Below are 24,615 nucleotides of genomic sequence, written 5' to 3'. Positions count from 1 at the left end.
TTGCCGTGCGCGTCGTCGTGATCGGTTCCGGAATCGCCGGGGCGTCCTGCGCCTACCACCTCGCGCGGCGCGGGGTCTCCGTCGTGGTGGTGGACGACGCGCGACCCGGCGTGGCGACGGACGCCGGCGCCGGGATCGTCTCGTCGTGGGCCTCGGCCGACGAGGCGGTGTTCGCCCTCGCCGCCCCCGCGTCGGCGTACTACCCGGAGCTCGTGGCCGCGCTGGCCGAGGACACCGCCGAGCCCACGTCGTACTCCGTGGTCGGCTTCCTCGTCACCGACCCGGATCCGGCCGCGCTGGGGGAGGTCCAGCGCCGCGCCGCGGCCCGGGCCGCGCAGCACCCGGCCGCGGGCACCGTGTCGTTGCTGGACCCGCCGCAGGCCGGGGAGCTGTTCCCGCCGCTGGACCCCGGGCTCGCCGCCGTGCACGTCTCCGGCGGAGCCCGCGTCGACGGGCGGCAGCTGCGGGCGGCCCTGATCGACGCCGCCCGCAGGCGAGGTGCCGAGCTGCGCACCGGCACCGCCGTGCCCAGCGCCGAGGGCGTGCGGGTCGACGGCGAGCCGCTCGGCGCCGACGCCGTGGTCGTCGCGGCGGGGGCGTGGAGCGGCGAGCTCGCGGCGGCCCTCGGCGCGCAGCTGCCCGTCGCCCCGCAACGCGGGCAGATCACCCACCTCGGCCTCGGGGACGACCACGACACCGCGAGCTGGCCGACCGTGTCGCCGCACGGCACCGGGCACTACCTGCTCGCGTTCCCCGGCGGGCGGGTGGTCGTGGGCGCCACGCGGGAGACCGGGTCCGGCTTCGACCACCGCGTCACCGCCGCCGGGCAGCTGGAGGTGCTCGACCACGCCCTCACCGTGGCGCCGGGGCTGTGCGACGCGACGTTCCTGGAGACCCGCGTCGGGTTCCGCCCCGCCACCCCGGATGGGCTGCCCGTGCTCGGCCCGCTCCCCGATCACCCCCGCGTCGTGCTCGCCACCGGGTTCGGGCACCTCGGGCTCACGCTCGCCCCGCTGGCCGGCGCGCTCGTCGCGGCCACGGTGCTGGGCGAGACCCCGCTCGTCGACGTGCGTCCCTACGGCCCCGAGCGCTTCGCGACCGCGGGCTGAGGGGCACCTGCCAGCTCACGGGACACCAGCGCCACCGCCTCCGCGACCGACGCCGTCTGCGGGATCAGGCGTTCCCCGGGCAGGCCGAGCAGGTCGCGAGGCAGGAACCACTCCCGCATCTCGGCCTCGCCGAACTCGGCCGACTGCGGGCGCGTGGCGTGCCGGCGCAGCGTCTCCTCCCACGGCACGTCGAAATAGAAGACGGCGGTGCGCCCGCGGTGCGCCGCGCACAGCTCGGTGAGCACCGCTCCGTAGCGGGCCCGAGCGAGGATGCCCTCGAGCACGACGTGGTAGCCGTGGTCGAGGGCGTAGCGCACGGTCTGCGCGATCAGGCCGGGGGCGATGCCGCCGTCCACGTCGCGCTCCCGCAGCAGGACCCGGCGCAGGTAGTCCTGCTCGACGAGCGCGCAGCCCCGCCCGTAGCCCGTCCGCACGGCGCGCGCCACGGTGGTCTTCCCCGACCCCGAGTTGCCGCGCAGGACGATCAGCCGCGTCCGTTCCGTCCCGCTGGGGGTCACCGGGCGAGCATCGCACCGGCGGGACCGGATGCGAGACTCGGCCGTCGTGAGCTCCCCACTCCTGACCCGGCTCCTCTGCGCGCTCGGCGCCCTGCTCGGCGTCGTTGTCGCCCCCGCGGTGGCGCACGCACAGGAACCGGGAGCCGAGTTCGCCCCGACGATGGTGGTGCTCGACGCGTCCGGGTCCATGACGGGCACCGACCCGGCGGGCGGCACCAAGATGGACGCCGCGCGCAGCGCCGTGCACGCCTTCCTCGACGCCGCACCGGACGCGGCCCCGGTCGGCCTCGCCGCGTACGGCACCTCCACCGGCAACTCCGACGCCGAGCGGGCGCAGGGCTGTCAGGACGTCTCCGTGGTGAGTCCGGTCGGGCCGCTCGACCGGGACCGCATCGGCGCCGCCGTCGACGGGCTCACCCCGCGCGGGTACACGCCGATCGGGCGGGCCCTGCAGGTGGCGGCGCAGGAGCTGCCGCAGGAGGGGCCGCGCTCGATCGTGCTCGTCTCGGACGGGGTCGACACCTGCGCGCCGCCGCCACCGTGCGAGGTGGTGCGCACGCTCGCCGGGCAGGGCGTCGACCTGGTCGTGCACGCCGTCGGGTTCGGCGTCGACGGCGAGGCGCGCGCCGAACTCAGCTGCATCGCCCAGGCCACCGGCGGCACGTACACCGACGCCCCGGACGCCTCCGCGCTGCAGCGGGTGCTCCCGCGCGTCACCGGGTCCGCGCTGCGCAACTACCAGCCCGCGGGCAGCCCGATCACCGGCGCCCCCGCCGTGGCGGAGGCCCCCGTCGCCGCGCCCGGCCAGCACCTCGACACCATCGGGCAGCGCGAGCAGCGCCACTACGCCGTGGACGTCCCGGAGGGCGCCACCGCCTACTTCAGCGCCACCGTCTCGTTCCCCCGCGTGCCCGGTGTGGACATCCTCGACGACTTCAACTCGCTCCAGCTGCGCACGTACGGCGAGGCGGGCGAGGACTGCCACGAGTTCGAGTCCGAGCAGGCGAGCGACTCCAGCGCCGGGCAGGCCCTGACCGTCGCGACGACGTGGACGGGCGCCACCGAGCCCGACACCGGCAGCGAGAGCGGCGACCGCTGCCGCGGCGCCGGCCCCTACACGTTCGCGCTCACCTGGGACCGCGTGTCGGCGGGCGTGCCGGAGCGGCTGCCCGTGGAGCTGCTCGTGGCCGTGGAGCCCGCGGCCACCGACCCCGGCCCTGCCGCCGTGCTGCCCGCGCCAGAGTTCGCCGAGCCCCAGGGCCCGCCGCAGCCCGTCGTCGGGGGTGGTTCGTTCAACGTGGCCGCCGCCCTCGACGGATCCGGGACCTACACCGACACCGTGCAGCGCGGCGAGTTCGTGTTCTACCGCGTGGCGCTCGACTGGGGGCAGGGGCTCGCCTACCGCGTGCGCCTCGGCGAGACGCCCGGCCGCGGCCTGGCCAACCTCTCGCCCGTCTCGACCACGGTCTACGCCCCCTCCCGGGAGGAGATCGACAACGACTTCACCTCCTACAACGGGTCGGAGCAGGTGCTGCCCGCCAACGACCCGGCCCTCACCACCGCGCCGGTCCGCTACCTCAACCGCACGGCCGACGACCTCGACGTGCGCACCCAGAGCATGGCGGGCACCTACTACATCGCCGTCCACGTCGGCCCCACCCGGGAGGACCCCGACGCGGCCGCGCCCGTTCCGATCCGGCTCGACGTCACCGTGGCGGGCGACCCGGAACCGGGGCCCCGGTACGACCCGTCGGCGCCGCCGCCCGCCGCCGACGCCCCGGTGGCGCCGGAGGCGCAGGCCGCCCCCACCAGCACTGTGGTGTCGCCCGCCGGGTGGGTGGCCGCAGGCGCCGCCGCGGTGGTGGTGCTCGGGCTGGTCGTCGCGGTCGTCGTGCGGCGCCGCCGTGATGCATGATGCGAGGACTGTCCGCTAACGGGGGGAGCGCGCGTGGAGCACCTCGACGTCCTCGTCGTCGGCGCAGGCATCTCCGGGATCGACGCCGCGTACCGGCTGCAGACCGAGCACCCGCAGCGCACCTACGCGATCCTCGAGGCCCGCGACGCGATCGGCGGCACCTGGGACCTGTTCCGCTTCCCCGGGATCCGCTCGGACTCCGACATGTTCACGCTCGGGTTCCCGTTCCGCCCGTGGCGCTCGTCGGCCACGATCTCCGACGGTGACTCGATCCGCGCCTACGTGCGCGACACGGCTGCCGAATTCGGCATCGACCGCCGCATCCGCTTCGGCAGGCGGGTCACGGCCGTGGCGTGGTCCACGCAGCAGCAGCGGTGGGAGGTGCAGGTGCAGGCCGATGCCCGCACCGAGCACTACACCTGCCGGTTCCTCTACCTCGGCACCGGCTACTACCGCTACGACCGCGGCTACCTCCCCGAGTTCCCCGGCATCGACGACTATCGCGGCACCGTCGTGCACCCGCAGCACTGGCCGCAGGACCTCGACTGCACGGGCAAGCGGGTGGTCGTGGTCGGCAGCGGGGCCACCGCCGTCACGCTCGTGCCCGCGCTCGCCGAGCGCGGGGCGCACGTCACGATGCTGCAGCGGTCCCCGAGTTGGCTCATCTCCCTGCCCGGCACCGACCCGCTCGCCGATCGGCTCCCCGGCTGGGCCCACCGGCTGATCCGCTGGAAGAACGTGGCGGTGACCTCGGCGTTCTACGAGATCGCGCAACGCCTCCCCGGCGTCGCCCGGAAGCTGCTGCGCGCCGGGCTCGAGCGCCAGATCCCCGACCCCGCGATCATCGACCGCGACTTCACCCCCCGCTACCAGCCGTGGGACCAGCGCCTCTGCGTCGTGCCCGACGGCGACCTGTTCCGCGCGATGCGGTCGGGCCGCGCCGAGGTCGTCACCGACACCATCCACACCTTCACCGGGACCGGCATCCGCCTCGCCTCCGGCCGCGAGCTGGCGGCCGACGTCGTGGTCACGGCCACCGGGCTGCAGGTGCAGGTCGGCGGCGGCATGCGGATCACCGTGGACGGCAGGGAGGTCGACCCGGGCCGCACCCTCGTCTACCGCGGCTGCCTGCTCTCCGGGGTGCCGAACCTCGCGCTCTGCATCGGCTACGTCAACGCCTCGTGGACGCTGCGGGCCGACCTCACCGCGCGCTACGTCTGCCGGCTGCTCGCCCACATGGACGCCCACGGCTACAGCTCGGCCACCCCCGAGCCCAGCGGCGACGTCGGCGAGCGCCCGCTGCTCACCCTCACCTCCGGTTACGTGCAGCGCGCGGCGGGCGTGCTGCCCAAGCAGGGCCGCGCGGCGCCGTGGCTGATGCGCCACAGCTACCCGCGCGACCTGCTGTCCACCCGCTTCGCCGACGTCGCCCGGGACATGGTGTTCACGGCGCGCCCGATGCGCCGCGCGCCCGTCCCGGTCGACGCCGCCGCCCCTGACCCCGACTGAACGCGCACCTCACCCCCCGAAACGGGAGACTCGCGCACAGATGGGGGCGAGTCTCCCGTTTCGGCGGCTGAATTGCGCGCGGCGGGAGCGTTCAGCGGGCGTCCGGCGGGCCGACCTCGCGCAGCGTGCCGCCGTCGAGCCGCAGCCAGCGGTCCACCCCGATCGCGGCGAGGAAGCGTTCGTCGTGGCTCACCACCACGAACGCGCCCTCGTACGCGGTGAGCGCGCTCTCCAGCTGCCCGACGCTCACCAGGTCGAGGTTGTTCGTCGGCTCGTCGAGGAGCAGGAGCTGGGGCGCCGGCTCGGCGAACAGGACGCACGCGAGGGTGGCGCGCAGCCGCTCGCCGCCGGAGAGCGCCCGGATCGGGAGGTGGACGCGGTCACCGCGGAAGAGGAACCGGGCGAGCAGGTGCATCCGTCGCGACGGCGGCATGGTGGGCGCGGCGGCGGCCAGGCTCTCCGCGACGGTCCGGTCCGGGGGCAGCAGGTCCAGCCGCTGGGACAGGTACGCGATGCGGCCGTCGGCGCGGCTGGTGGTGCCCGCGTCGGGCCGCAGCTCGCCGTCGACGACGCGCAGCAGCGTGGACTTGCCCACCCCGTTGGGCCCGGTGAGCGCGATGCGCTCCGGGCCGCGGATCGACAGGTCGATCCCGCCGCCGGCGAACAGGCCGCGGACCTGCAGGCCCTCGCCGGCGAACACGGTGCGTCCGGCGGGCACCCTGGTCTCCGGCAGCTCCAGGGCGATCTTCTGCTCGTCGCGCAGCGCCTGGCTCGCCTCGTCGAGCCGGGTGCGGGCGGCGTCGACGCGCGCGGCGTGGGTGCCGTCCGCCTTCCCGGCCGACTCCTGCGCCCGCCGCTGCCGCGCCGTGGCGAGGATCTTGGGCAGGCCGGCGTCCTTGAGGTTGCGGGCCGCCGTGCTCGCCCGGCGCGCGGCGCGCTCGCGGGCCTGCTGCATCTCCCGCTTCTCGCGCTTGACCTCCTGCTCGGCGTTGCGCAGGTTCCGCTCGGCCACCTCCTGCTCGGCGGTCACGGCCTCCGTGTAGGCCGTGAAGCCGCCGCCGAAGAAGCGGACGTCGCCGCGGTCGAGCTCGGCGATGCGGTCCACCCGGTCGAGCAGCGCCCGGTCGTGGCTGACCAACAGCAGGCAGCCGGACCAGTCCTCGAGTACGTCGTAGAGCCGGTGGCGGGCCTCGAGGTCGAGGTTGTTCGTCGGCTCGTCGAGCAGCAGGACGTCGGGGCGCGCGAGGAGCCGCCCCGCCAGGCCGAGGGAGACGACCTGGCCGCCGGACAGCGTGCCGATGCGCCGGGTGAGCTCGACGTCGCCGAGCCCGAGGCGGTCGAGCTGGGCGCGGGTGCGCTCCTCCACGTCCCAGTCGCTGCCGATGGTCGTGAAGTGCTCCTCGCTCGCATCGCCCGCCTCCACGGCGTGCAGCGCCGCGAGCACCGGTGCGACCCCGAGCACCTCGGCCACGGTCAGGTCAGCGGTGAACGGGAGTTCCTGCGGGAGGTAGCCGGCCACCCCGTCGACGGTGATCGTGCCCGCGGTGGGCGCGAGCTCCCCGGCGATCAGCCGCAGCAGCGTGCTCTTCCCGGCGCCGTTGGGTGCGACGAGGCCGGTGCGGCCCGCGGGGACGGTGAACGACAGGTCCTGGAACACCGGGGTGTCGTCGGGCCAGGAGAAGGACAGGTGGGAACAGACGATGGACATGCGGCGGCCTCACGAGGAGTCGGGCGTGTGATGGGGAATCGGCGAGCTCGTCCGGGATCACCCGGAGATGTCGTCGTCCCCTGCGCCGCCTGCCACGTCCCCGACCTTAACAGGGCCGGTGCTCAGGCCGGGGTCTTGGATCCTGAGGGGTCGCGCGGCCCCGGTGGCGGCGTGGTGAGCTTGCGGCCGCCACCCCCTCCGCCGCCGCCGGTCTCGACGGCGATGGCCACCGGGTGGGCCGGAGCGACCCGGGTGCCCGCGCTCGGCGCCTGCGCGATGACGGTGCCCGACACGGGAAGGGGCACGTCGGGGTCGGCGGAGACCACGACGATGCGCGCCTCGAACGCGAGCTCGTGCGCCTCGCTCACCTCCAGCCCGATGAGCGCCGGCACGAGCACCTTCTCCTGATCGCCCACGGTGCAGGTGTACCCGATCGGCCGCGTTCGGTCACGACTTCCGGTTCCCGCCACCGTGTACGGAGCGGGACGATGCGTACGCACCGAGGCACCGGGAGGCAGGTGTGGCACGGTTCGTCATCGCCACCGTCAAACGCCGAGTGGATGAACGACTGGTTCGCCCCCGACCGCGCGGACGCGACGTGGCGCCCCTCGTTCATGCGCGACGGCGTCGAGTGCGACACCGAGCAGGCGGCGGGCCTGCTCGCCGGTCTGATCGCGGACCTCGACGCTGACCTCGTCGCGCTCCAGGAGGCGCCTGCCGCGTGACCCTCGACGGGTAGCCGCTGCGGCTCGTGGTGGCCCACCTCAAGTCGAGCTTCATCAACCAGGGCGAGCGGTTGTGGCGCGACCGCGGCCGGCGCCTCGAGTTCGTCCGGGGCCCCTGCAGAACCGGCGCCGCACCGCGAACGAGGGCATGCGGATCCGCCAGTACCTCGACGCCCGGCTCGACGCCGACCCGGACGCGGCGATCGTGGTGCTCGGCGACTTCAACGACGGCCCCGGCCGGGACCTGTTCGAGCAGCAGTACCTCGCGCACAACGTCACGGACCTGCTGGTCGGCTCGGTGTACCGGCCGGAGGCCCTGTTCGGGCACGCACTGGCCGACGTCCCCGTGGACCTGAGGGACAGCGCGGTGTTCGACGACTTCGTCACCGCGGAGCCGCAGAACGGATCCTGCTCGACCACGGCGTCGTGTCGCCGGGGATGAGGTCCGGCGGGGCGGGCGTGCGCGTGGCCGCCGGGTCGGGCCGGATCGAGCACGACGCGTGGGCGGGCCGGCGCACCGGTGACGGGGAGCGACGCGACGAGCGCGCCACCGACCACCGGCCCGCCACCGTGGTGGTCGAGACCTGATCCGGGAACTGGGTGTGATCAGATGTGTACCCCTTTCGGGTCAGGACCGATAGCGTGCGCCGACGTGCACCTGCAAACCCTCGGGCCGTCGCCGGCCTCCCCCGACGAGGCCGCGGCACAACAGGAGCGGCTGCGCCCGCTCGTGGACCCCACCGGGCCGGGCCCCACGGACCCGCGCACCGTGGCCGGGATCGACGTGGCCGACTGCGAAGGCACCGACGAGGTGGTGGCCGCCGTCGTCGTGCTGGACGCGCGCACCCTGCGCCCGGTCGAGACCCGCACGGCCTGCGCCCGCGCCGGCCACCCCTACGAGCCCGGCTTCCTCGCCCTGCGCGAACTCCCCGCGGTGACGGCCGCGCTCGAGGCGCTGGAGCACGTCCCGGACCTCATCGTGTGCGACGGCGCCGGCGTCGCACACCCGCGCCGGTTCGGCATGGCCTGCCACGTCGGGCTGCTCACCGACGTGCCGACCATCGGCGTCGCGAAGTCGCCGCCGGGGCCGTACGAGATGCCGAAGCCCGCCCGCGGGTCCTGGACACCGCAGGTCGACGGCGACGACGTCGTGGGGAGGGCGTTGCGCACGCAGCACGGGGTGCGGCCGGTCTTCGTGTCCGTCGGCCACCGCATCGGGCTCGACGCCGCGTGCGACCACGTGCTGCGGCTGGCCCGCCACCGCCTCCCCGAGACCACGCGGCGGGCCGACCGTCTGGCGCGTGACGCGGCCCTGCGGGTGTAGCTCGTCACGGCCTGATCTTTGCCACGGTCTCCGGTGTGGCCACGGCGGGGCTGGGACCACCGGTGGCGCCGCGCATCGTGCGGGGCCGCACCTCACGCCTCAAGGGCGCCTTCGGCGTCGCCGCGCGAGCGCTTCGCGCCCCGGGGTCTGCCCTCTTGGCGCGCGGCACCACCTCCGGCCGGTTCCGCGGCCATGATCAGGGGTTTGGCGCGTTCTCGGGCGAAATCGACACGGGAATGCGCCAACTCTCTGATCATGGGCAAAATTTGCGGCCCGGGGTCGTCGATCAAGGGGAGATGGTCGCTAGATGATCTCTGGGAGCGACCATTTGCCCTTGATCGCCGTGAAACCTCCGGATCCGCCCCTCCGAGGGAGACCGCCACCAGGAGGCCGCTGTGACGCCAAAGGCTGTCCGGGTGGCCTCGCGCACCAGTTGTGGTGCCGGCACATCAATTGCAGTCGGTGTGTGAGCGCTACGTCGTGCGCAGGAACTCCAGCACCGGTTCGGTCTGTGCGGGCAGGAGGTGGCCGACGGCGGGCAGGACGCGGATGTCGGCGGTCGGCACCAGCCGGGAGAGGCGGTCGGCGGAGCGCGGGGAGTGGATGAAGGCGTCCTGCCCACCGAGGATCGCGAGGACCGGCAGGTCGAGCCGGCGCAGTGCGGCGTCCTCGATCACGGGGACGGGTTCGCGCCGGTAGCGGAAGTGCCGCGACACGAGCCGGACGAACTCGGCCGAGCCGGTCTGCCGGCGCACCTCCGGTCCGAGGAACACCTCCAGGGACTTCCGCTCGCCCCACTCACCGAACGGCTTGAGCGCCGCGGCGGCGAGCAGGCCGGCGACCTTGGGGCGGGCGAGGCCGGCAGGGGTCAGCAGCACCAGCCGCTCCACGCGCTCCGGGTGCCGGGTGGCGTGGTCGAGCGTGAGCCACCCGCCGAGGGAGACCCCGACGACGGACGCGCGGGCGAAGCCGAGGCCGTCGAGCACGTCGTCGAACCAGAGCGGGTAGGCGCCGGAGGTGAGCGGGGGTCGCGCGGGCGCGCTGAGCCCCGGCTCGCCGATGAGGTCGACGGCGTGGACCCGGAAGTGCGCGGACCACGCGGCCACGTCCGGCGCCCACATCAGCGCGTTGGACCCCGAGCCGTGCAGGAGCACCAACGCCGGGGCGTCCGGCGGGCCGGAGACCAACACGAACGTCTCGCCCTCCCGGGTGGGCACGCGCCGGTGCTCCGCGGGCACCGGCCAGCCGGCGAGCAGTTCGCGGTAGCGCTCCTGGATCGCCCGCTGTCCGTCGGACGAGGTGTAGACGGCGCTCACGAGCGGTCTCCCACCAGCGCGGCGACGAGCCGGAGCAGCTCGGCGGTGCTCTCCGGCCCGCCGAGCACGATGATCTTCATTCGCGACCTCTCCTGGTCGTAGGCGGTCTCGACCCGCATCCGGCCGTCGTCCTGGGCGGCACCGCCGACGCTGCTCGTGACGAGCGTGCTCACGCGGTCGGCCAGGGCGCGGTCGACGTCGTCGATCTGGATCACGCTCGACACCTCGACCGCGGGCCCGTCGCGCGGTGGTGTGACGGTACGGCCGGTGAACGCCTCCAGGGCGTCGGCGCCGATCCGGTACTGCCGCCCGATCCGGACGGCGTCGAGCCGGCCGTCGCGCACGTAGCCCCGCACGGTCTTCACGTGCAGCCCCAGCAGCGCCGCGACCTCCTCGACCGAGTACAGCTGAGTCATCTCGACTTCCCTCGAGTTCGTCTAATTAGGGAAGAATAGAGCACTCTGGGGTACCTGTCGTGTCCGGCCGTCGTCCGTTCGTCTCGGAGGTGTGGATCCCTCGAACGGAAGGACGGAGATGGACGCGATGCAGCACTACCGGCAGGCTCTGGACGGGGTCGACGCGGTGCTCGCCGACGTGCGGCCCGAACGCTGGGACGGCCCCTCGGCGTGTCCGGAGTGGACGGTGCGCGACGTCGCCGGGCACCTGATCTGGGGGCAGTGGCAGCTGCAGGCCTGGGCCACCGGCGCCCCCGACCCGGACGGGCGCGGCGCACCGGGAGCGCCCCGCCCGGGAGAGCTGGCCGGCCCGGACCCGGTCGCGGTGTGGCGGTCGGCGCGCGCGGAGTCGGTGGCCACGCTGACGCCCGCGGCGCTGGACCGGACCGTGGCGCTCCCGGGTCTGGGTGAGGTCCCGGTCGCGGGGGTCGTCACCCTGCTGATCACCGACCTCGTGGCGCACACGTGGGACGTCGGGCACGCGCTCGGGGTGGACGTCCGCCTCGACCCGGGGCTCGTCGCGCTCGCGCACGACTGGGCGCGGGCACACGTGGTGCGGCGCCCGGGGTTCTTCGGGCCGGAGCTCACGCCGCCCCCGGGCAGCGACGAGCAGACCAGGATGCTGGCGTTCCTCGGGCGCGCGGCGTGGCGGCCCGCGCCGGTCACGTCCAGCTGATGCGTTCGGAGAGCACGGCGCGCTGAGCGGGGTTCGCGGTGAGGTCGAGCGCGCGGCGGTCGGCCTCCCGCGCCTCCTCGGGGCTCCCGAGCGCCCTGAGCAGCTCGGCGCGGGTGGCGTGCAGGAGCGGGTACCGGTCCAGCACCGCGTCGGCCGCGAGGTCGTCGAGCTCGCGCATCGCGGCCTGTGGGCCCGCGAGGTACCGGAGCGCGATCGCCCGGTTCAGGCGTGTCACGGGGGACGGGGCGACGGCGAGCAGCATGTCGTAGAGGACGACGATCTGCGCCCAGTCGGTGTCCTCCCACCGCGGGGACTCCGCGTGGCAGGCGACGATCGCGGCCTGCAGTTGGTAGGGCCCGGGCCGGTGGTGCGTGGCGGCACGGGCGAGCAGCCGGCCGGCCTCGGCGATGGCGTCGTGGTCCCACCGGCTGCGGTCCTGGTGAGGCAGCAGCACGATGTGCCCGTCGGCGTCGAACCGGGCGGCGGCGCGGGCCTGGTGGAGCCGGATGAGCGCGAGCAGCCCGAGCGCCTCCGGTTCGCGGGGCAGCGTCCAGGCGAGCGACGACGCCAGCCACTCGGCGTCCCCGGCCAGCCGCCGCGACCACACCCCGTCGCCGGTGGAGGACAGGTAGCCCTCGTTGTGGAGCAGGTAGACCACGGTGAGCACCTCGGCCAGCCGCTCCGGCAGCTCCGCGTCGGACGGGATGCGGTAGGGGATACCGGCGTCGGTGATCTTGCGTTTGGCGCGGGTGATCCGCTGCGCCACCGTGGTCTCGGGCACGAGGAACGCCGCGGCGATCTGCGCGGTGGTCAGGCCGCAGATCGTGCGCAGGGTGAGCGCGACCTGCGCCTGCCGGGGCAGCGCCGGGTGGCAGCAGGTGAACAGCAGCCGCAGCCGGTCGTCCGGTTCGGCAGGCGACGGCCACTGCAGCTGGGTGAGCTTCTCCCGGTAGCGGGTCTGGCGGCGCAGCACGTCGAGGCCGCGGTTGCGGGCCACGGTGAACAGCCACGCGTCCGGCCGGTCCGGGATGCCCTCGACCGGCCAGCGCCGCAGCGCGGTCTCGATCGCGTCCTGCACGAGGTCCTCCGCGGCGGAGAAGTCGCCGAGCAGGTGCACCAGGGACGCCGTGAGCCGGCCCGCGTGCTCGCGCACCACGCGGGCCAGCTCGTCGTGCGAGCGGTCCACGGGCTCAGGGGCTGACCGGCCGGAGCTCGACGATCGGGCAGGCGGGCCAGGACCGGGCCATCGCGAGCGCCTCGTCCAGATCGGCCACCTCGACCTCCACGAACCCGACGACGATCTCCTTGCCCTCGACGAACGGCCCGTCGGTGACCTCGTGCCCGCCGTCGACCCGGCGCACCGTGGTGGCCGTGTGCGGGCCCTGCAGGTGGGCGTGGTGGATGATCCGGGCCGCGTTGTCGGCGAACCAGCGGCCCACCTCGTCGTAGGCGGCTTGGCGCTGCGCGTCGTCCATCGCGGCCAGGTCCTCGGCGTACTGCGGGGTCTCGGCGAACATCAGCACGTACTTCACGGGTCGTCCCTCCTCGGTGGCGGTGTTCCACCTCCATGACGTCCGGGAGTGCGCTCGTTTCGACAGCCCAGGGCCGTGGCCCGGCGGGCGAGTCCGTCCAGCACCGCGACGCGCGCGGCGGGTACCCGCACGTCCAGCACGGCGCCGTCGGGGGTGCGGGTGATCCGGAAGTCGAAGAACGAGCAGCACGACGACTCGCGCGCCACCAGGTCCTCGATCTCGGCGTCCCGGCGGAACGCCAGTCGCAGCCACCCAGGTTCGGGGCGGGACACCCCGGTCAGCGCGGTGGCGAACAGGGTGTCGAACTCCGCCTCGCGCAGCGGCCGCTCCGCGGTGGGCAGCGTGCACGCGTCGGCGGGTGCCCATGCCGGTTCGCTCATGGCCCCGGCTCCGGTTTCCGCGCGACCACGCGTTCCACGATCCCCCACCGGAAGCGCTCCTGCTGCTCCACGGCGAACCCCTGGTCGCGCACGTGCAGGACCGGCCGTCGGCGGAAGTGCTCCCCGCCGGTGGGGATCGACACGAGCTCCAGCAGCCGCTGCGCCAGCCGTACCGGTGCGGACGTGCTGACGACGTGGTCGGCCAGCCGCAGCTGCCCGCCGGGTCGCAGCACGCGCCACATCTCGGCGACGGCGTGGCGGTCGTCGGGGATCGCGCAGAGCGAGAACGTGCACACCACCGTGTCGAACGACGCGTCGGGGAGGTCGAGCCGGTGTGCGTCACCGACCCGCAGGGAGATCGGGCGGGAGCTCATCGCAGCCCGGCGCCGGGCCTGGGCGAGCATGGCGGGGCTGAGGTCGACGCCGGTGAGGGACACGTTCACGGGGTAGTGGCCGAGGTTGAGTCCGGTGCCGACGCCGACCTCGAGCACCTCGCCGGTCGCGCCGCGGCACACCCACTGCCGGGTGTCGCCGAAGAACTTCCGCTCGAGGAACTCCATCTGCCGGTCGTAGGAAGCAGCGTGGCGGTCCCAGTACCGCCGGAGCCGCTCGCTGTCCGGGCCCTTCACGCCTCGGCTCCCGGGCCGCAGCGGTCGCACCCGTCGTCCTCGTCGCCGGGGCGGACGGGTGGGCAGCAGGTCTCGCCGCGCAGGGCGGCGCGGCCCTCCCGCACCGCGACGACTGCCACGGCGAGCGCGACCACCGGGTCGGCCCACCACCAGCCGAGCACGGCGTTCAGCACCAGGCCGAGCAGCACGGCGGCCGAGAGGTAGGAGCACAGGAGGGTCTGCTTCGAGCCGGCCACCGCGCTGGCCGAGCCCAGCTCCCGCCCGGCGCGCCGCTGCGCCCAGGACAGGAACGGCATCACCACGACGCTGAGCGCGAGCAGCGCGATCCCGACGTCGGAGCGGTCCGCCTCGTGTCCGCCGACCAGGGTGCGCAGCGCCTCGACCGTGACGTAGGCGGCGAGGGCGAAGAACGACCAGGCGATGACGCGCAGCGCGACGCGTTCCCGCCGCTCGGGGTCGGGGGCGGCGAACTGCCAGGCGACCGCGGCGGCCGAGCTGACCTCGATCACCGAGTCCAGCCCGAACCCGATCAGCGCGATCGACGACGCCACCGTGCCCGCGGTGATCGCCACGACCGCCTCGACGACGTTGTAGGCGATCGTGGCCGCGACGAGCAGCCGGATGCGGGCGCACAGCACCGCGCGCCGGTCGAGGTGGAGGGCAGGGCTGCTCATGATGCCGCCTGCGCCACCGCGGGATCCCCGTAGACGGGGCACAGCGCCACCGCGGAGCCGGTGGCGGCCAGCAGCAGCTCGGCGCTGCGCAGCAGGTCCACCAGCTCCGGGTGCGAGAGCGAGTAGAACGACTGGCGGCCCTCCACCCGGTAGTCGACGAGCCCGCAGCCGCGCAGGCACGCGACGTGCTTGGACACCGTGGACTGGGCGAGTCCGAGCGCGCGGGTCAGGTCCACCACCCGCGCCTCTCCCTGCGCCAGTCTGCGCACGATGGCCAGGCGGGCCGGGTCGCCGAGCGAACGGAAGAGGGCGGCCGCGGGCGTGAGATCCGGGGCGCAATCGATCGTCACGCGGCGATGTTATCGCCGGAGCGCGGTGAACGGAACCCTGCAGCCGCGGCCGCGTTCAGCGTGGTCACAGCGAGGCGTGCGGAGACTCGGTACGACTGCCCGTACATCCCGAAGGTCGTCCTCATGTCCCTCGTCCATCCCGAACCGGTCCGTTACCTCGTCACCGGTGCCCGGGGCTTCATCGGCCGTCACGTCCTGCGCCGGCTCGTGGCCCGCGGTGCCGACGTCCACGCGACGACCCGCGCCCAGCCGCGGGAGCAGGACGGTGTGCAGTGGTCCTGCGTCGACCTGGCCGACGCCCGGGCCACGCACCTGCTCGTGCAGCGGGTGCGCCCGGACGTCGTGATCCACCTGGCGAGCCGGGCCGAGGGTGCGCGCAACCTGTCGCTCGTGGTGCCGATGCTGAACGACAACGTCGTCAGCGCGGTGAACGTGATGACCGCCGCCGCCGACGTCCCGGACTGCCGCGTGGTGCTCGCCGGGTCGCTCGAGGAGCACGCCGACCTCGAGCCGGGTTCCGGTGCGCGCTCGCCCTACTCGGCGTCGAAGATCGCGGCGACGACGTACGCCACGCTGTTCCGCGACATCGCGAACCTCCCGGTCACCGTGCTGCGCCTCGGGATGGTCTACGGGCCCGACGACCCGCATGCAACACGGCTCGTGCCGCACGTCGTCGACAGCCTGCTGCGCGGGGTCGCGCCCGCCCTCTCCAGCGGCACGCGGCGCGTCGACTGGGTCTACGTGGACGACGTCGTCGACGCCCTGCTCGCCGCGGCCGTCGAACCGGCCGCGCTGGGGCGTGTCATCGACATCGGCACCGGTGACCCGGTGTCGATCCGCGACGTGGTCTCCCTGATCGCCGACATCACGGGTGCGCGCGTCGCTCCCCGGTTCGGGGTGCTGGCCGACCGCCCGGGCGACCGCGATCTCGTGGCCGATCCCGGTCCGGCGCGCGAGTACCTGGGCTGGCGGGCGCGCACGCCACTGCGCGTGGGCCTGGAACGCACCGTCGACCGGCACGCCCGGAGGTTCTTCGGCGCGGCTGTGAGCGCGTGAACTTCAGGTGCCGACGAGGAGCGAGAGCAGCTGATCGACGCCCAGTGCGAGCTGCTCGCGGCTCTTCCCGGTGCCGTAGCAGAGGTGGATGGCGACCCGGCCGTGCATGGAGCTGAAGACCATCGTGCCGGCGTCGCGGTTGGAGAGGCGCACGTCGAGACCGGCCTCGCGGCAGCGCTCGAAGCCCGCGACGAACAGGTTGACGACCTGGCCGAGCGGGGTGGTCAGCGGGTCCGGCGGCGGGTTCCCGCGGTTCGGCGGCCGGAACAGGATCCGGTAGTGGCCGGGGTTGGCGAGCGCGAAGTCGCAGTAGGCCACGAGTTGGGCGCGTAGCCGCTCGACGGGGTCGGCGTGGTCGGCGCCCGCGCGTTCGAGGAGCGCGAGCAGCCGTTCGCACTCGTACTCGTGCAGGTGGTCGGCGAGGGTGTTCAGGTCCCGGAAGTGCTGGTAGATGCTGCCCGGGGCCACGCCGGTGGCCCGGGCCACCCCACGGATGCTCAGGCCCGCCTCGCCGCCGAGTTCGGACAGCAGGCCGCTGGCCGCCTCCAGGATCTCGGTGCGCAGTCGTTCGCCCTCGCCCCAGGGGTTGCGGGTGCGCCTCACGGGCTCGGCAGCGGGCCTCATGCGCGCGATTGTCCCCGGGGGGTGTGCATTCGCCCACCCGTGGTCCCGCGTGTCACCAGTTGATGTACGTTCGTTCACCAAGTCGGTGAACGAACGTACATCAACTGGGGGGCGACACCGAGGTGACGACTGCGGAGCGGACACGGCCCGGCGCTCGGCACGAGGCGGACCGTCCCGGTGGCTGGCTCGTGCCGCTGATGGTGGTGACCCTCGGCTCGTTCCTGTCGGCCCTGGACACCAGCAGCGTGAACGTCGCCCTGCCCTCGATCGAGCGCGCGTTGAGCGCGAGCGCGGACGACGGGCGCTGGGTGTCCACCGGCTACTCGCTGGCCATGGGGGTGGCGATCCCGCTGAGCAAGTGGCTCGGCGACCGGATCGGCATCAGCCGGCTCTACGTCATCTGCCTGGCCGTCTTCACGGCCGGGTCGACGCTCTGCGGGCTGGCCTGGGACATCGGCAGCATGATCGCGTTCCGCGTCCTGCAGGGGGTGCCCGGCGGTCTGCTGGGCGTGCTCGGCATGACGCTGCTGTTCGCGACGGTGCCGCGGGAGAAGATCGGCATGGCGATGGGCCTCTACGGCCTCGGCATCATCGTCGCGCCGGGTGTCGGTCCCGCGATGGGCGGGTGGTTCGTGGAGAACTCCACCTGGCAGATGATCTTCTTTATCAAGATCCCGATCGGGATCGCTGCCGTGGTGGCGGCGTGGCGGATCCTGCCCCGCACCGGCGCGACGGGCAGGCCCCGCTTCGACCTGTGGGGGTTCGTCACCGTCGCCGCCGGGCTGTCGACCCTGCTCATCGCCACCGCCCAGGGCAACGACTGGGGGTGGACCAGCTATCCGACGGTGATCCTGCTGTTCGCCAGCGCGCTGGCCTTCGCCCTGTTCGTGGTGGTCGAGAACTCGGTGGAGACGCCGCTGCTGGACCTCGGGGTGTTCCGGTCGCGCCCGTACACGATCGGCCTGCTGATCGTGGTGCTGGTGACGGTGGCGATGTTCGGCTCGCTGTTCTACATCCCGCAGCTCCTGCTGGGGGTGATGCAGCTCGACGCGCTCGAGGCCGGGCTCGTGATGATGCCCTCCGCGCTGGTGATGGCGGCCATGGCGCCGGTGGCCGGCCGCCTCTACGACCGCTTCGGGGCCCGCCTGCCCGTGTTCACCGGGCTGTCGATCACCGCCCTCGCCTGCGCGCTGATGGCCCAGGTCACCACGGACGTCTCGGAGATCGACATCATCGGGTGGAGCGTGCTGTTCAACCTCGGCATCGGGGTGTCGATGATGCCGGCGATGAGCGTCGGCATGAACGCCCTGCCGCCGCACCGGATCCCCAGCGGCAGCGCGCTCAACCAGGTGGCGATCCGGTCGGTCTCCGCCCTCGCGGTGGCGGGCCTGGGTGCCGTGCTCACCGTGCTGCAGGCCCAGCTGATGGTCGGCGAGAGCGATCTCATGCCCGTCGGACCGAGGATGCCCCCGATGCTCGCCCACGCCGCCGAGGAGGGCGGCGTGGCCATGCAGGCGCTCTACGGGGCGATGCGGCTGGACGTGGCCGCCACCGCCTTCGCCGACATGTTCCTCGTGCTCGGCGGCTGCGCCGCGATCGGTGCCCTGCTGGGCCTGCTCCTGCCGGGGCCGAAGCCGCGCTGAAGGGCCGGACCGGTGCACCCGGTCCGGCCCCGACCGTTCAGCGGAACCGGCGCAACCGCAGGCTGTTGGCCACCACGAACACCGAGCTGAACGCCATCGCGGCCCCGGCGATCATCGGGTTGAGCAGCCCCGCGGCAGCCAGCGGGAGAGCGGCCACGTTGTAGCCGAACGCCCAGAACAGGTTGCCCTTGATCGTGCCGAGCGTCCGGCGCGAGAGCCGGATCGCGTCGGCGGCGGCGCGCAGGTCGCCGCGCACCAGCGTGATGTCGCTCGCCTCGATCGCGACGTCGGTGCCGGTGCCCATGGCCAGCCCCAGGTCGGCCTGGGCGAGGGCGGCCGCATCGTTGACGCCGTCGCCGACCATCGCGACGACCTTGCCCTCGTCCTGCAGCCGCTTGACCACGTCGACCTTGTCGGCCGGCAGGACCTCCGCGACCACCTCCTGGATCCCCACCTCGGCGGCCACCGCGCGGGCGGCGGCCTCGTTGTCGCCGGTGAGCAGCACCGGGGTGAGCCCCAGCGCCTTCAGCTGGGCGACGGCCTCGGCGGAGGTCGGCTTCACGGTGTCGGCGACGGCCAGCACCGCCCGCGCCGCACCGTCCCACGCCACGGCGATCGCCGTGCGCCCGTCGGCCTGCGCCGCCGCCAGGTGGGCGGCGAGGTCGTCATCGAGCGGCTGGCTCCACTGCTCCAGCAGCGCCGGCCGCCCCACGAGCACGGCGTGGCCGTCGACGATCCCCTGCACCCCGAGACCCTCGACGTTGGTGAAGCTCTCGACGGCGGGGAGGCCCCCGACGCGCTCCCGGGCGCCCCGGGCGATCGCCGCGGCGATCGGGTGCTCGGAGGCGTCCTCCAGGGCGCCCGCGATCCGCAGGACCTCGTCCTCGTCGACCCCTTCCGCGGTGTGCACGGCGACGAGCTCCATCCGGCCGGTGGTGACCGTGCCGGTCTTGTCCAGCACGACCGTGTCGACCCGGCGGGTGGACTCCAGCACCTCGGGGCCCTTGATCAGGATGCCCAGCTGGGCACCCCGGCCGGTGCCGACCAGCAGCGCGGTGGGCGTGGCCAGCCCCAGCGCGCACGGGCAGGCGATGATCAGCACGGCGACCGCGGCCGTGAACGCCGCCGCGGTGCCCGTGCCGGTACCCAGCCAGAACCCGAGCGTGGCCGCGGCGAGCGCGATCACGATCGGCACGAACACCCCTGAGATGCGGTCGGCGAGGCGCTGCACGTCGGCCTTGCCGTTCTGCGCGTCCTCCACCAGCTTCGCCATCTGCGCGAGCTGGGTGTCGGACCCGATCCGGGTGGCGCGCACCACGAGCCGGCCGCCCGCGTTGACGGTGGCCCCGACGACCGCGTCGCCCGGCCCGACCTCCACCGGCACCGATTCACCGGTGAGCATCGAGACGTCCACCGCGGAGCTGCCCTCGTCGACCACGCCGTCGGTGGCGATCTTCTCGCCCGGCCGCACGACGAACCGGTCGCCGACCGACAGCTCCTCGACCGGGATGCGGGTCTCGGCGCCGTCCCGCAGCACGGCGACGTCCTTCGCACCCAGCTCGAGCAGCGCCCGCAGCGCCGCCCCGGCCCTCCGCTTCGACCGGGCCTCGAAGTAGCGCCCGGCCAGGATGAACGTGGTGACGCCCGCCGCCACCTCGAGGTAGATGTTCCCGGCGCCGTCGCTCGGGGCGATCGTGAGCTCGAAGGGGTGCGTCATACCGGGCATCCCCGCCGTGCCGAACAGCAGGGCGTAGAGCGACCACGCGAACGCCGCGATGACGCCCATCGAGATCAGGGTGTCCATCGTGGCGGCGCCGTGGCGCAGGTTCGTCCACGCCGCCCGGTGGAACGGCCACGCCGCCCACGTGACCACCGGGCCGGCGAGCGCCAGGGAGATCCACTGCCAGTACGTGAACTGCAGGGCAGGCACCATCGCCAGCGCGATGACCGGCACCGCGAGGACCACGCTGGTGACCAGCCGGTTCCGCAGCGGGCGGGTAGGGTCCTCCTCAGGTGCCTCCTCCGGCCCGGACCCGGCGGGCCGGGGCAGCTCGGCCGTGTAGCCGGCCGCCTCGACCTGCGCGATCAGGACCGCGGGGTCGACGCCCGCCGGTGCCTCGACCCGCGCCTTCTCCGTGGCGTAGTTGACGCTGGCGGTGACGCCGTCGAGCTTGTTGAGCTTGCGCTCGATCCGGTTGGCGCACGACGCGCAGGTCATGCCGCCGATCGCCAGCTCGACGGACGTGGGGGAAGTGGTGCTCATCGCACGCCCTCGCTGAGGCTCGGGCGGCGCTTCGCGTAGCGCTGTGACATGGATTCGCTCGCACGCTCGCTCATGTGTCGGCTCCTTCCCGCGATCAGTGGCCGTGGCCGTCGTCGGCGTGACCGGGCGACTCGGCGACGGCGTCCGCCACCGCGGCGCCGGTGGGCACCGTGAACTCGGCGGTGCGGACCACGCCGTCGTGCTGGAAGTCGAGGAACAGGCGGTAGCCGCCCGCGCTCGGCACCTCGGCCACGAACTCGATCTGCGGGCCCGCGGGGGTGACCCCGTCGCCCGGTGCCCCGTCCGGGTGCACGTGCAGGTAGGCGAGGTCGCCCTCGCGCAACGCCACCAGGTGGCCGTAGGCGCCGAGGTAGGGCTGCAGGTCGGTGACCGGCTGCCCGTCCCTGCTCACCGTGAGCGTCACCGGGGAGGCCCGGCCGGGCACGAGCTCCCCGCTGAGCTCGACCGTGTACCCGTCCACCTGTGCCGTGCGGCTCGGCGCGTGCTCCACCGGCTCGAACGGGCCGGGCACGGCGAGGTCGACGCCGAGCGTGGTGGCTTCACCCCCGGTGGGGGCGAAGTCGGCGAAGGCCCGGTACGAGCCGCCCTCCGGGAACGACAGCGGGACCGACCAGGTGCCGTCGGGCGCCATCTCGGGGTGCACGTGCTCGAACCCGGTGGTGTCGCGGCGCACCACGATGAGGTGCATCCGCTTGTCGTGCTCCACGTCGAACGCGGTGACCGGCGCCCCGTCGGGGCCGGTGATCCGGAAGGAGAATGTTCCCGCTGTGGGCGTCGGGTCGGTGGGCGTGAGGGTGTAACCGCCCCTGCTCGACGCCAGCCCGGCGGGCTGGTCGACTGCGGCCTCCGCGACGGTGCCGCTGTGGGCGTCCCCGTGTCCGGTGGCCTCAACACCGGACGGTGCCACGTCGGCGCTCGGGGCGGCGACGGAGCGGAGGGGACCGACAGCGGTGCCGACGGCGTACGTACCTGCGACGAGCAGGACGAGCGCCGCACCGTAGGCGGAGAGCTTCGCGAGTGGGTTCATGACAGTTCCTGTCTCCGGCCGGCGCCTAGCCGGCGAGCTCGTACCCGGCTTCCTCGACGGCGGCCCGAACGGCCGCGTCGTCCAGGGGGGTGGTGCTGGTGACCGTGACGGCGCCGGTGGGCAGGTCCACCGCGACGCCGGTGACACCGTCGATCTCGCTGATCTCCTCGGTGACCGAGGCGACGCAGTGCTGGCAGGTCATGCCGGTGACCTTGTAGGTGGTGTCGCTCATCTGCTGCTCCTTCTCTTCGGGGGCGTCGGGAGTGTCAGGACCGGACCAGCCGCGCGATGGCGGCGCTGGCCTCGGCGACCTTCTGATCGGCGACCGGGCCGCCCTCGGCGGCGGCCTGGGTGACGCAGTGGTGCAGGTGCTCGTCGAGCAGGCCGAGCGCCACGGCCTCGAGGGCCTTGGTGGCGGCGGAGACCTGGGTGAGCACGTCGATGCAGTACTGGTCGCCCTCGATCATCTTGGCGATGCCGCGCACCTGGCCCTCGATGCGCCGCATCCGCTTGAGGTAGGCGTCCTTGTCGTGCGTGTAGCCGTTCATGCCGTGCTCCTCTCCGAACACCGCCGACCATACCGTAGGGGGGTATCCCATCAAGACGGGTCCACCGTGACGGTGGTCACCCCTTGCTTACCCGGTACCGGTCGGCAGTATCAGGACTTCACGAGGCGGGCGATCGCCGCGCTGGCCTCCGCGACCTTCTGCTCGGCCACCGGGCCCCCCTCCGCGGCCGCCTGGGCGACACAGTGGCGCAGGTGCTCGTCGAGCAGGCCGAGCGCGACCGCTTCCAGGGCTTTCGTGGCTGCGGAGACCTGGGTGAGCACGTCGATGCAGTACTGGTCGCCCTCGATCATCTTGGCGATGCCGCGCACCTGGCCCTCGATGCGGCGCAGGCGCTTCAGATAGGCGTCCTTGTCCTGGGTGTACCCGTGCATCCGTCCTCCCTCGCGCCGGCGCACATACTATGCCCCCCTATCCCGCCGGGTGACGGACAGCGCGCGCCCGGCCTCCGGGAAGACGGGATTCCGACACCCCGTACGGGTATCTGGTGGCGGGTCGTTCACGGGGAGTAGGGGCCCCGATACACCGGAACAGCGGCCTGCGCAAAGATCGGGGTACCTCGATCGGAGGATGGACGGGCGCTTTGCACACACATCCGATCAGCGGGATCGCTGTTCACGACTGGCCGTGCGACCGGTGCGACGCCGAGGCACGTCAGCCCTGCCGCGCGCTGCGGTCGGGCAGGCCGCGGCGCACGGCCCACCTCGCCCGCTGGACCACGGCGGTGGTGTTCACGCTGGCGACGCGCCGGCTGTCGAGGCTGTCCGCGTGGGACCGGCTGACGCTCGCCACCCGGGCCGTCGCCGACGAGGGCACGGCGCCGGCCGCGTGGAACGACGTCACGGCGCTGATGTGGCAGGCCGAGCAGCTGCAGAAGGCGCTCGTCCGGCGTGTCGTCGACCACGCCGACCCGTTCGTGGACGCCACGGAGTTGCGCCGTCCCGGCCTCCAGCTGGCCGCGGCGATGCGGGAGGCGGGAAACCTGCTGCGCCAGCAGCACCTGCAGGAGGACCCGCGGCGCGCCGAGGTCGACACGATGGTGCTGTCCGACCGCGGCGAGAACTCGGGCGACGACGCGGGCGACGACGCGCCCCGGCTGTCGCTCGCCGAGCTGAGGGCCGCCCGCGACCGCGGTCAGGTGCACGTCATGGCCGCCGACATGACTCGCCGCGCCGCCGCCGTGGCGGAGGCGACCCCGGGGGCCGACTGCTGGGCGGTGCGGTGGGAGATGTCGGGCCGGTTCGAGGCCGAACCGATCGGCGAGCCGGACCGTCCCGCCGTGGAGGGCTGGGCCGCCCACCCCGCGGTGGTGGCCGACGAGCTGGGCCGGTGGAGCACACGGCCGCGGCTCGCCGAGGTCACGTGGCGCGGTGCGCCGCCGCCCTCGCGGGTGCCGCGGCTGTGCGCGTTCACGCCCGCCGCCACCCCGCACGTCACCGAGGAGCAGGCCACCGCGGCGTTCATGGCGCGCCGCGACCTGATCGCCGAGGTCGTGGCCGAGATCGACGTCCTCCGCCGCAGCGTGCCCGCCGACCGGGTGCGGGAGGAGGTCGAGGCCCGCGCGGCCCGGTTGCAGGAGACGGAGCCGCAGCTGCCCGCCCTGCTCGCGCCCGGCGACTCGTGGGCGTGCACCACGGCCGTGGAGTGGGTGCCGACCCGGTCGGTGGTGCGCACTCCCGACGAGGTGTGGGGCCGGTTCGACCGCGACCGCGACCACCCGGAGCGCTCGGCCTCCTGGCTGCCCGACCGCACGGCCGAGCTGCTCGCCGTCGGCTACGCCGACGTGCCGGGGTACCTCGCCCGCCACTTCGGTGCCCACGCCGACTCGGGAGCGGTGCAGCTGCTGCGGATCCCCGGGCCTGCCGGGCCGCTGTACTCGGTGGGCGCGGGGTCGCACCGGGCCCACCTGTGCCGGATCCTCGGGCTGCCGTGGATGTTCGCGGTCACCACGATGCTGTCGCTGCCCAGGCGGATCGAGACCACCGCCGTCACCCCGGCCGAGGAGGGCCCCGAGGCCTGCCGGGAGACGGCCGCGCTGTGGCGGGGGCTCCTCGCGCGCGGTCTCGTGCGCGGCGAGCTGATCCCGCGCCACTCGGACTGGGTGGTCGAGCTCCGGCTCGAGTACGCGCTGGCGCCGTGGCTGCTGCTGCCCGCCGACCGCGCCGCGGCGTACAACCAGCGCTACGAGCTGCTCCACCCCGGCGCGCTGGCCGAGGCCGGGATCCCGGACGAGGCGCTGCGCAGCGCGGGCGCGTGGGAGACGTGGGTGGCCGGCACGTGACCGGTGTCCGGGGGCTGGATCGGGGGCTAGCCAGAATGTGCGGTCGGCGAACCGACCGTAACCTTCCGATCGTCTCCGCAGCGCACGAGGCAGAGGCAACCGACGCCATCACGTGACGGTCACGGGGTGGCGCCCACGGGAGGCACCCGCGATGAACGTCCAGGTCATGGCGCACTGGTTCTGCGGTGCGTGCGATGTGGAGGGGCGTGACCACGCCACCGAGCCGAGCTGCTGGAACTGCGGCGGCACCGTCACGGTCACGGCGCGTCCCACCGTGCCGGCCGAGGCCGCCGCGGCCGACAGTGCCGCCTGAC

General features: G+C 74.0%; 30 protein-coding genes. 12 read left to right on the top strand and 18 right to left on the bottom strand.

Annotated elements, in window-relative coordinates; all coding sequences use genetic code 11:
- Positions 1 to 5 precede the first annotated feature (5 nt).
- A complete protein-coding gene (locus tag ACFPL3_RS36220; RefSeq protein ID WP_379590422.1) occupies positions 6 to 1,109 on the top strand; it encodes an NAD(P)/FAD-dependent oxidoreductase in 1,104 nt (367 codons plus the stop codon).
- Here the strand turns inward: ACFPL3_RS36220 and ACFPL3_RS36215 are convergent.
- The gene (locus tag ACFPL3_RS36215; protein WP_343945861.1) at positions 1,076 to 1,627 is read right to left on the bottom strand and encodes a kinase; all 552 of its coding nucleotides are present in this window, start codon (positions 1,625 to 1,627) and stop codon (positions 1,076 to 1,078) included. The two genes, ACFPL3_RS36220 and ACFPL3_RS36215, sit on opposite strands and share 34 nt — an antisense overlap.
- Positions 1,628 to 1,673: 46 nt before the next feature.
- On the opposite strand from ACFPL3_RS36215, the gene ACFPL3_RS36210 reads away from it, so the two are divergent.
- On the top strand, positions 1,674 to 3,542 hold the full coding sequence (locus ACFPL3_RS36210) for a vWA domain-containing protein (protein WP_343945860.1): 1,869 nt from the start codon (positions 1,674 to 1,676) through the stop codon (positions 3,540 to 3,542).
- Positions 3,543 to 3,575: 33 nt separating this feature from the next.
- Entirely contained in the window at positions 3,576 to 5,051 is a 1,476-nt protein-coding gene (locus ACFPL3_RS36205) for a flavin-containing monooxygenase (RefSeq protein WP_343945859.1), read from the top strand.
- Between the two features lie 91 nt (positions 5,052 to 5,142).
- Here ACFPL3_RS36205 and ACFPL3_RS36200 read toward each other — a convergent pair whose 3' ends face one another.
- Both ACFPL3_RS36200 and ACFPL3_RS36195 read right to left on the bottom strand, forming a co-directional pair.
- Complete coding sequence (locus ACFPL3_RS36200) at positions 5,143 to 6,759, bottom strand: ABC-F family ATP-binding cassette domain-containing protein (protein WP_343945858.1); 1,617 nt, start codon at positions 6,757 to 6,759, stop codon at positions 5,143 to 5,145.
- A 122-nt stretch (positions 6,760 to 6,881) separates the two neighbouring features.
- Complete coding sequence (locus ACFPL3_RS36195; RefSeq protein WP_343945857.1) at positions 6,882 to 7,175, bottom strand: PASTA domain-containing protein; 294 nt, start codon at positions 7,173 to 7,175, stop codon at positions 6,882 to 6,884.
- A 144-nt stretch (positions 7,176 to 7,319) separates the two neighbouring features.
- Between ACFPL3_RS36195 and ACFPL3_RS36190 the strand changes: the two genes are divergently transcribed.
- The 4 genes from ACFPL3_RS36190 (at position 7,320) to ACFPL3_RS36175 (ending at position 8,808) form a co-directional block, all read left to right on the top strand.
- Complete coding sequence (locus ACFPL3_RS36190; protein WP_343945856.1) at positions 7,320 to 7,484, top strand: hypothetical protein; 165 nt, start codon at positions 7,320 to 7,322, stop codon at positions 7,482 to 7,484.
- A 148-nt stretch (positions 7,485 to 7,632) separates the two neighbouring features.
- Positions 7,633 to 7,926, top strand: a complete 294-nt coding sequence (locus ACFPL3_RS36185; RefSeq protein ID WP_343945855.1) for a hypothetical protein — start codon at positions 7,633 to 7,635, stop codon at positions 7,924 to 7,926.
- Positions 7,923 to 8,072, top strand: a complete 150-nt coding sequence (locus ACFPL3_RS36180) for a hypothetical protein (RefSeq protein ID WP_343945854.1) — start codon at positions 7,923 to 7,925, stop codon at positions 8,070 to 8,072. Before ACFPL3_RS36185 ends, ACFPL3_RS36180 begins: the two co-directional genes overlap by 4 nt.
- 64 nt (positions 8,073 to 8,136) lie before the next feature.
- Complete coding sequence (locus ACFPL3_RS36175) at positions 8,137 to 8,808, top strand: endonuclease V (RefSeq protein ID WP_343945853.1); 672 nt, start codon at positions 8,137 to 8,139, stop codon at positions 8,806 to 8,808.
- A 92-nt stretch (positions 8,809 to 8,900) separates the two neighbouring features.
- Here ACFPL3_RS36175 and ACFPL3_RS36170 read toward each other — a convergent pair whose 3' ends face one another.
- The 3 genes from ACFPL3_RS36170 to ACFPL3_RS36160 form a co-directional block, all read right to left on the bottom strand.
- Positions 8,901 to 9,098, bottom strand: a complete 198-nt coding sequence (locus ACFPL3_RS36170) for a hypothetical protein (RefSeq protein WP_343945852.1) — start codon at positions 9,096 to 9,098, stop codon at positions 8,901 to 8,903.
- Between the two features lie 183 nt (positions 9,099 to 9,281).
- The gene (locus ACFPL3_RS36165; RefSeq protein ID WP_343945851.1) at positions 9,282 to 10,124 is read right to left on the bottom strand and encodes an alpha/beta fold hydrolase; all 843 of its coding nucleotides are present in this window, start codon (positions 10,122 to 10,124) and stop codon (positions 9,282 to 9,284) included.
- Complete coding sequence (locus ACFPL3_RS36160; protein WP_343945850.1) at positions 10,121 to 10,540, bottom strand: helix-turn-helix domain-containing protein; 420 nt, start codon at positions 10,538 to 10,540, stop codon at positions 10,121 to 10,123. Before ACFPL3_RS36160 ends, ACFPL3_RS36165 begins: the two co-directional genes overlap by 4 nt.
- Positions 10,541 to 10,658: 118 nt before the next feature.
- On the opposite strand from ACFPL3_RS36160, the gene ACFPL3_RS36155 reads away from it, so the two are divergent.
- Entirely contained in the window at positions 10,659 to 11,255 is a 597-nt protein-coding gene (locus tag ACFPL3_RS36155) for a TIGR03086 family metal-binding protein (protein ID WP_343945849.1), read from the top strand.
- Here ACFPL3_RS36155 and ACFPL3_RS36150 read toward each other — a convergent pair.
- The 6 genes from ACFPL3_RS36150 to ACFPL3_RS36125 are packed head-to-tail and all read right to left on the bottom strand — an operon-like array spanning position 11,242 to position 14,820.
- A complete protein-coding gene (locus ACFPL3_RS36150) occupies positions 11,242 to 12,441 on the bottom strand; it encodes an RNA polymerase sigma factor (RefSeq protein WP_343945848.1) in 1,200 nt (399 codons plus the stop codon). The genes ACFPL3_RS36155 and ACFPL3_RS36150 overlap by 14 nt on opposite strands.
- A gap of 4 nt (positions 12,442 to 12,445) precedes the next feature.
- Entirely contained in the window at positions 12,446 to 12,787 is a 342-nt protein-coding gene (locus tag ACFPL3_RS36145; RefSeq protein ID WP_343945847.1) for a YciI family protein, read from the bottom strand.
- Complete coding sequence (locus ACFPL3_RS36140) at positions 12,784 to 13,167, bottom strand: hypothetical protein (RefSeq protein ID WP_343945846.1); 384 nt, start codon at positions 13,165 to 13,167, stop codon at positions 12,784 to 12,786. The genes ACFPL3_RS36145 and ACFPL3_RS36140 overlap by 4 nt, the downstream gene beginning before the upstream one ends.
- Positions 13,164 to 13,796 carry a class I SAM-dependent methyltransferase gene (locus ACFPL3_RS36135; protein WP_343945845.1) on the bottom strand — a complete coding sequence of 211 codons (633 nt, stop codon included), beginning with the start codon at positions 13,794 to 13,796 and terminating at the stop codon, positions 13,164 to 13,166. The genes ACFPL3_RS36140 and ACFPL3_RS36135 overlap by 4 nt, the downstream gene beginning before the upstream one ends.
- Positions 13,793 to 14,470, bottom strand: a complete 678-nt coding sequence (locus ACFPL3_RS36130; RefSeq protein WP_343945844.1) for a cation efflux transmembrane domain-containing protein — start codon at positions 14,468 to 14,470, stop codon at positions 13,793 to 13,795. Before ACFPL3_RS36130 ends, ACFPL3_RS36135 begins: the two co-directional genes overlap by 4 nt.
- Complete coding sequence (locus tag ACFPL3_RS36125; RefSeq protein WP_343945843.1) at positions 14,467 to 14,820, bottom strand: ArsR/SmtB family transcription factor; 354 nt, start codon at positions 14,818 to 14,820, stop codon at positions 14,467 to 14,469. Before ACFPL3_RS36125 ends, ACFPL3_RS36130 begins: the two co-directional genes overlap by 4 nt.
- A 123-nt stretch (positions 14,821 to 14,943) precedes the next feature.
- Between ACFPL3_RS36125 and ACFPL3_RS36120 the strand changes: the two genes are divergently transcribed.
- Positions 14,944 to 15,876, top strand: coding sequence for an NAD-dependent epimerase/dehydratase family protein (locus tag ACFPL3_RS36120; protein WP_343945842.1), 933 nt, complete (start codon positions 14,944 to 14,946; stop codon positions 15,874 to 15,876).
- Positions 15,877 to 15,879: 3 nt separating this feature from the next.
- Here the strand turns inward: ACFPL3_RS36120 and ACFPL3_RS36115 are convergent, their stop codons facing one another.
- On the bottom strand, positions 15,880 to 16,500 hold the full coding sequence (locus ACFPL3_RS36115) for a TetR/AcrR family transcriptional regulator (protein ID WP_343945841.1): 621 nt from the start codon (positions 16,498 to 16,500) through the stop codon (positions 15,880 to 15,882).
- Positions 16,501 to 16,622: 122 nt separating this feature from the next.
- On the opposite strand from ACFPL3_RS36115, the gene ACFPL3_RS36110 reads away from it, so the two are divergent.
- Positions 16,623 to 18,143, top strand: coding sequence for a DHA2 family efflux MFS transporter permease subunit (locus ACFPL3_RS36110; RefSeq protein ID WP_379590413.1), 1,521 nt, complete (start codon positions 16,623 to 16,625; stop codon positions 18,141 to 18,143).
- Between the two features lie 37 nt (positions 18,144 to 18,180).
- Here ACFPL3_RS36110 and ACFPL3_RS36105 read toward each other — a convergent pair whose 3' ends face one another.
- The 5 genes from ACFPL3_RS36105 to ACFPL3_RS36085 form a co-directional block, all read right to left on the bottom strand.
- Entirely contained in the window at positions 18,181 to 20,406 is a 2,226-nt protein-coding gene (locus ACFPL3_RS36105) for a heavy metal translocating P-type ATPase (protein ID WP_343945839.1), read from the bottom strand.
- 94 nt (positions 20,407 to 20,500) lie between these two features.
- A complete protein-coding gene (locus ACFPL3_RS36100; RefSeq protein WP_343945838.1) occupies positions 20,501 to 21,454 on the bottom strand; it encodes a hypothetical protein in 954 nt (317 codons plus the stop codon).
- A gap of 25 nt (positions 21,455 to 21,479) precedes the next feature.
- Positions 21,480 to 21,686, bottom strand: coding sequence for a heavy-metal-associated domain-containing protein (locus ACFPL3_RS36095; RefSeq protein WP_343945837.1), 207 nt, complete (start codon positions 21,684 to 21,686; stop codon positions 21,480 to 21,482).
- Between the two features lie 34 nt (positions 21,687 to 21,720).
- The gene (locus ACFPL3_RS36090) at positions 21,721 to 22,002 is read right to left on the bottom strand and encodes a metal-sensitive transcriptional regulator (protein ID WP_343945836.1); all 282 of its coding nucleotides are present in this window, start codon (positions 22,000 to 22,002) and stop codon (positions 21,721 to 21,723) included.
- Positions 22,003 to 22,112: 110 nt separating this feature from the next.
- On the bottom strand, positions 22,113 to 22,394 hold the full coding sequence (locus ACFPL3_RS36085; protein ID WP_343945835.1) for a metal-sensitive transcriptional regulator: 282 nt from the start codon (positions 22,392 to 22,394) through the stop codon (positions 22,113 to 22,115).
- A 209-nt stretch (positions 22,395 to 22,603) separates the two neighbouring features.
- Here ACFPL3_RS36085 and ACFPL3_RS36080 point away from each other — a divergent pair, with 209 nt between their 5' ends.
- Positions 22,604 to 24,301, top strand: coding sequence for a hypothetical protein (locus tag ACFPL3_RS36080; RefSeq protein WP_343945833.1), 1,698 nt, complete (start codon positions 22,604 to 22,606; stop codon positions 24,299 to 24,301).
- Positions 24,302 to 24,452: 151 nt separating this feature from the next.
- Positions 24,453 to 24,614 carry a hypothetical protein gene (locus ACFPL3_RS36075; protein ID WP_343945832.1) on the top strand — a complete coding sequence of 54 codons (162 nt, stop codon included), beginning with the start codon at positions 24,453 to 24,455 and terminating at the stop codon, positions 24,612 to 24,614.
- The last annotated feature ends 1 nt before the right edge of the window (position 24,615 follow it).

It is taken from the genome of Pseudonocardia zijingensis, assembly GCF_042657305.1.
In the GTDB taxonomy this organism is placed as follows: domain Bacteria; phylum Actinomycetota; class Actinomycetes; order Mycobacteriales; family Pseudonocardiaceae; genus Pseudonocardia; species Pseudonocardia zijingensis.
This window is presented reverse-complemented; position numbering and strand designations above follow the sequence as displayed.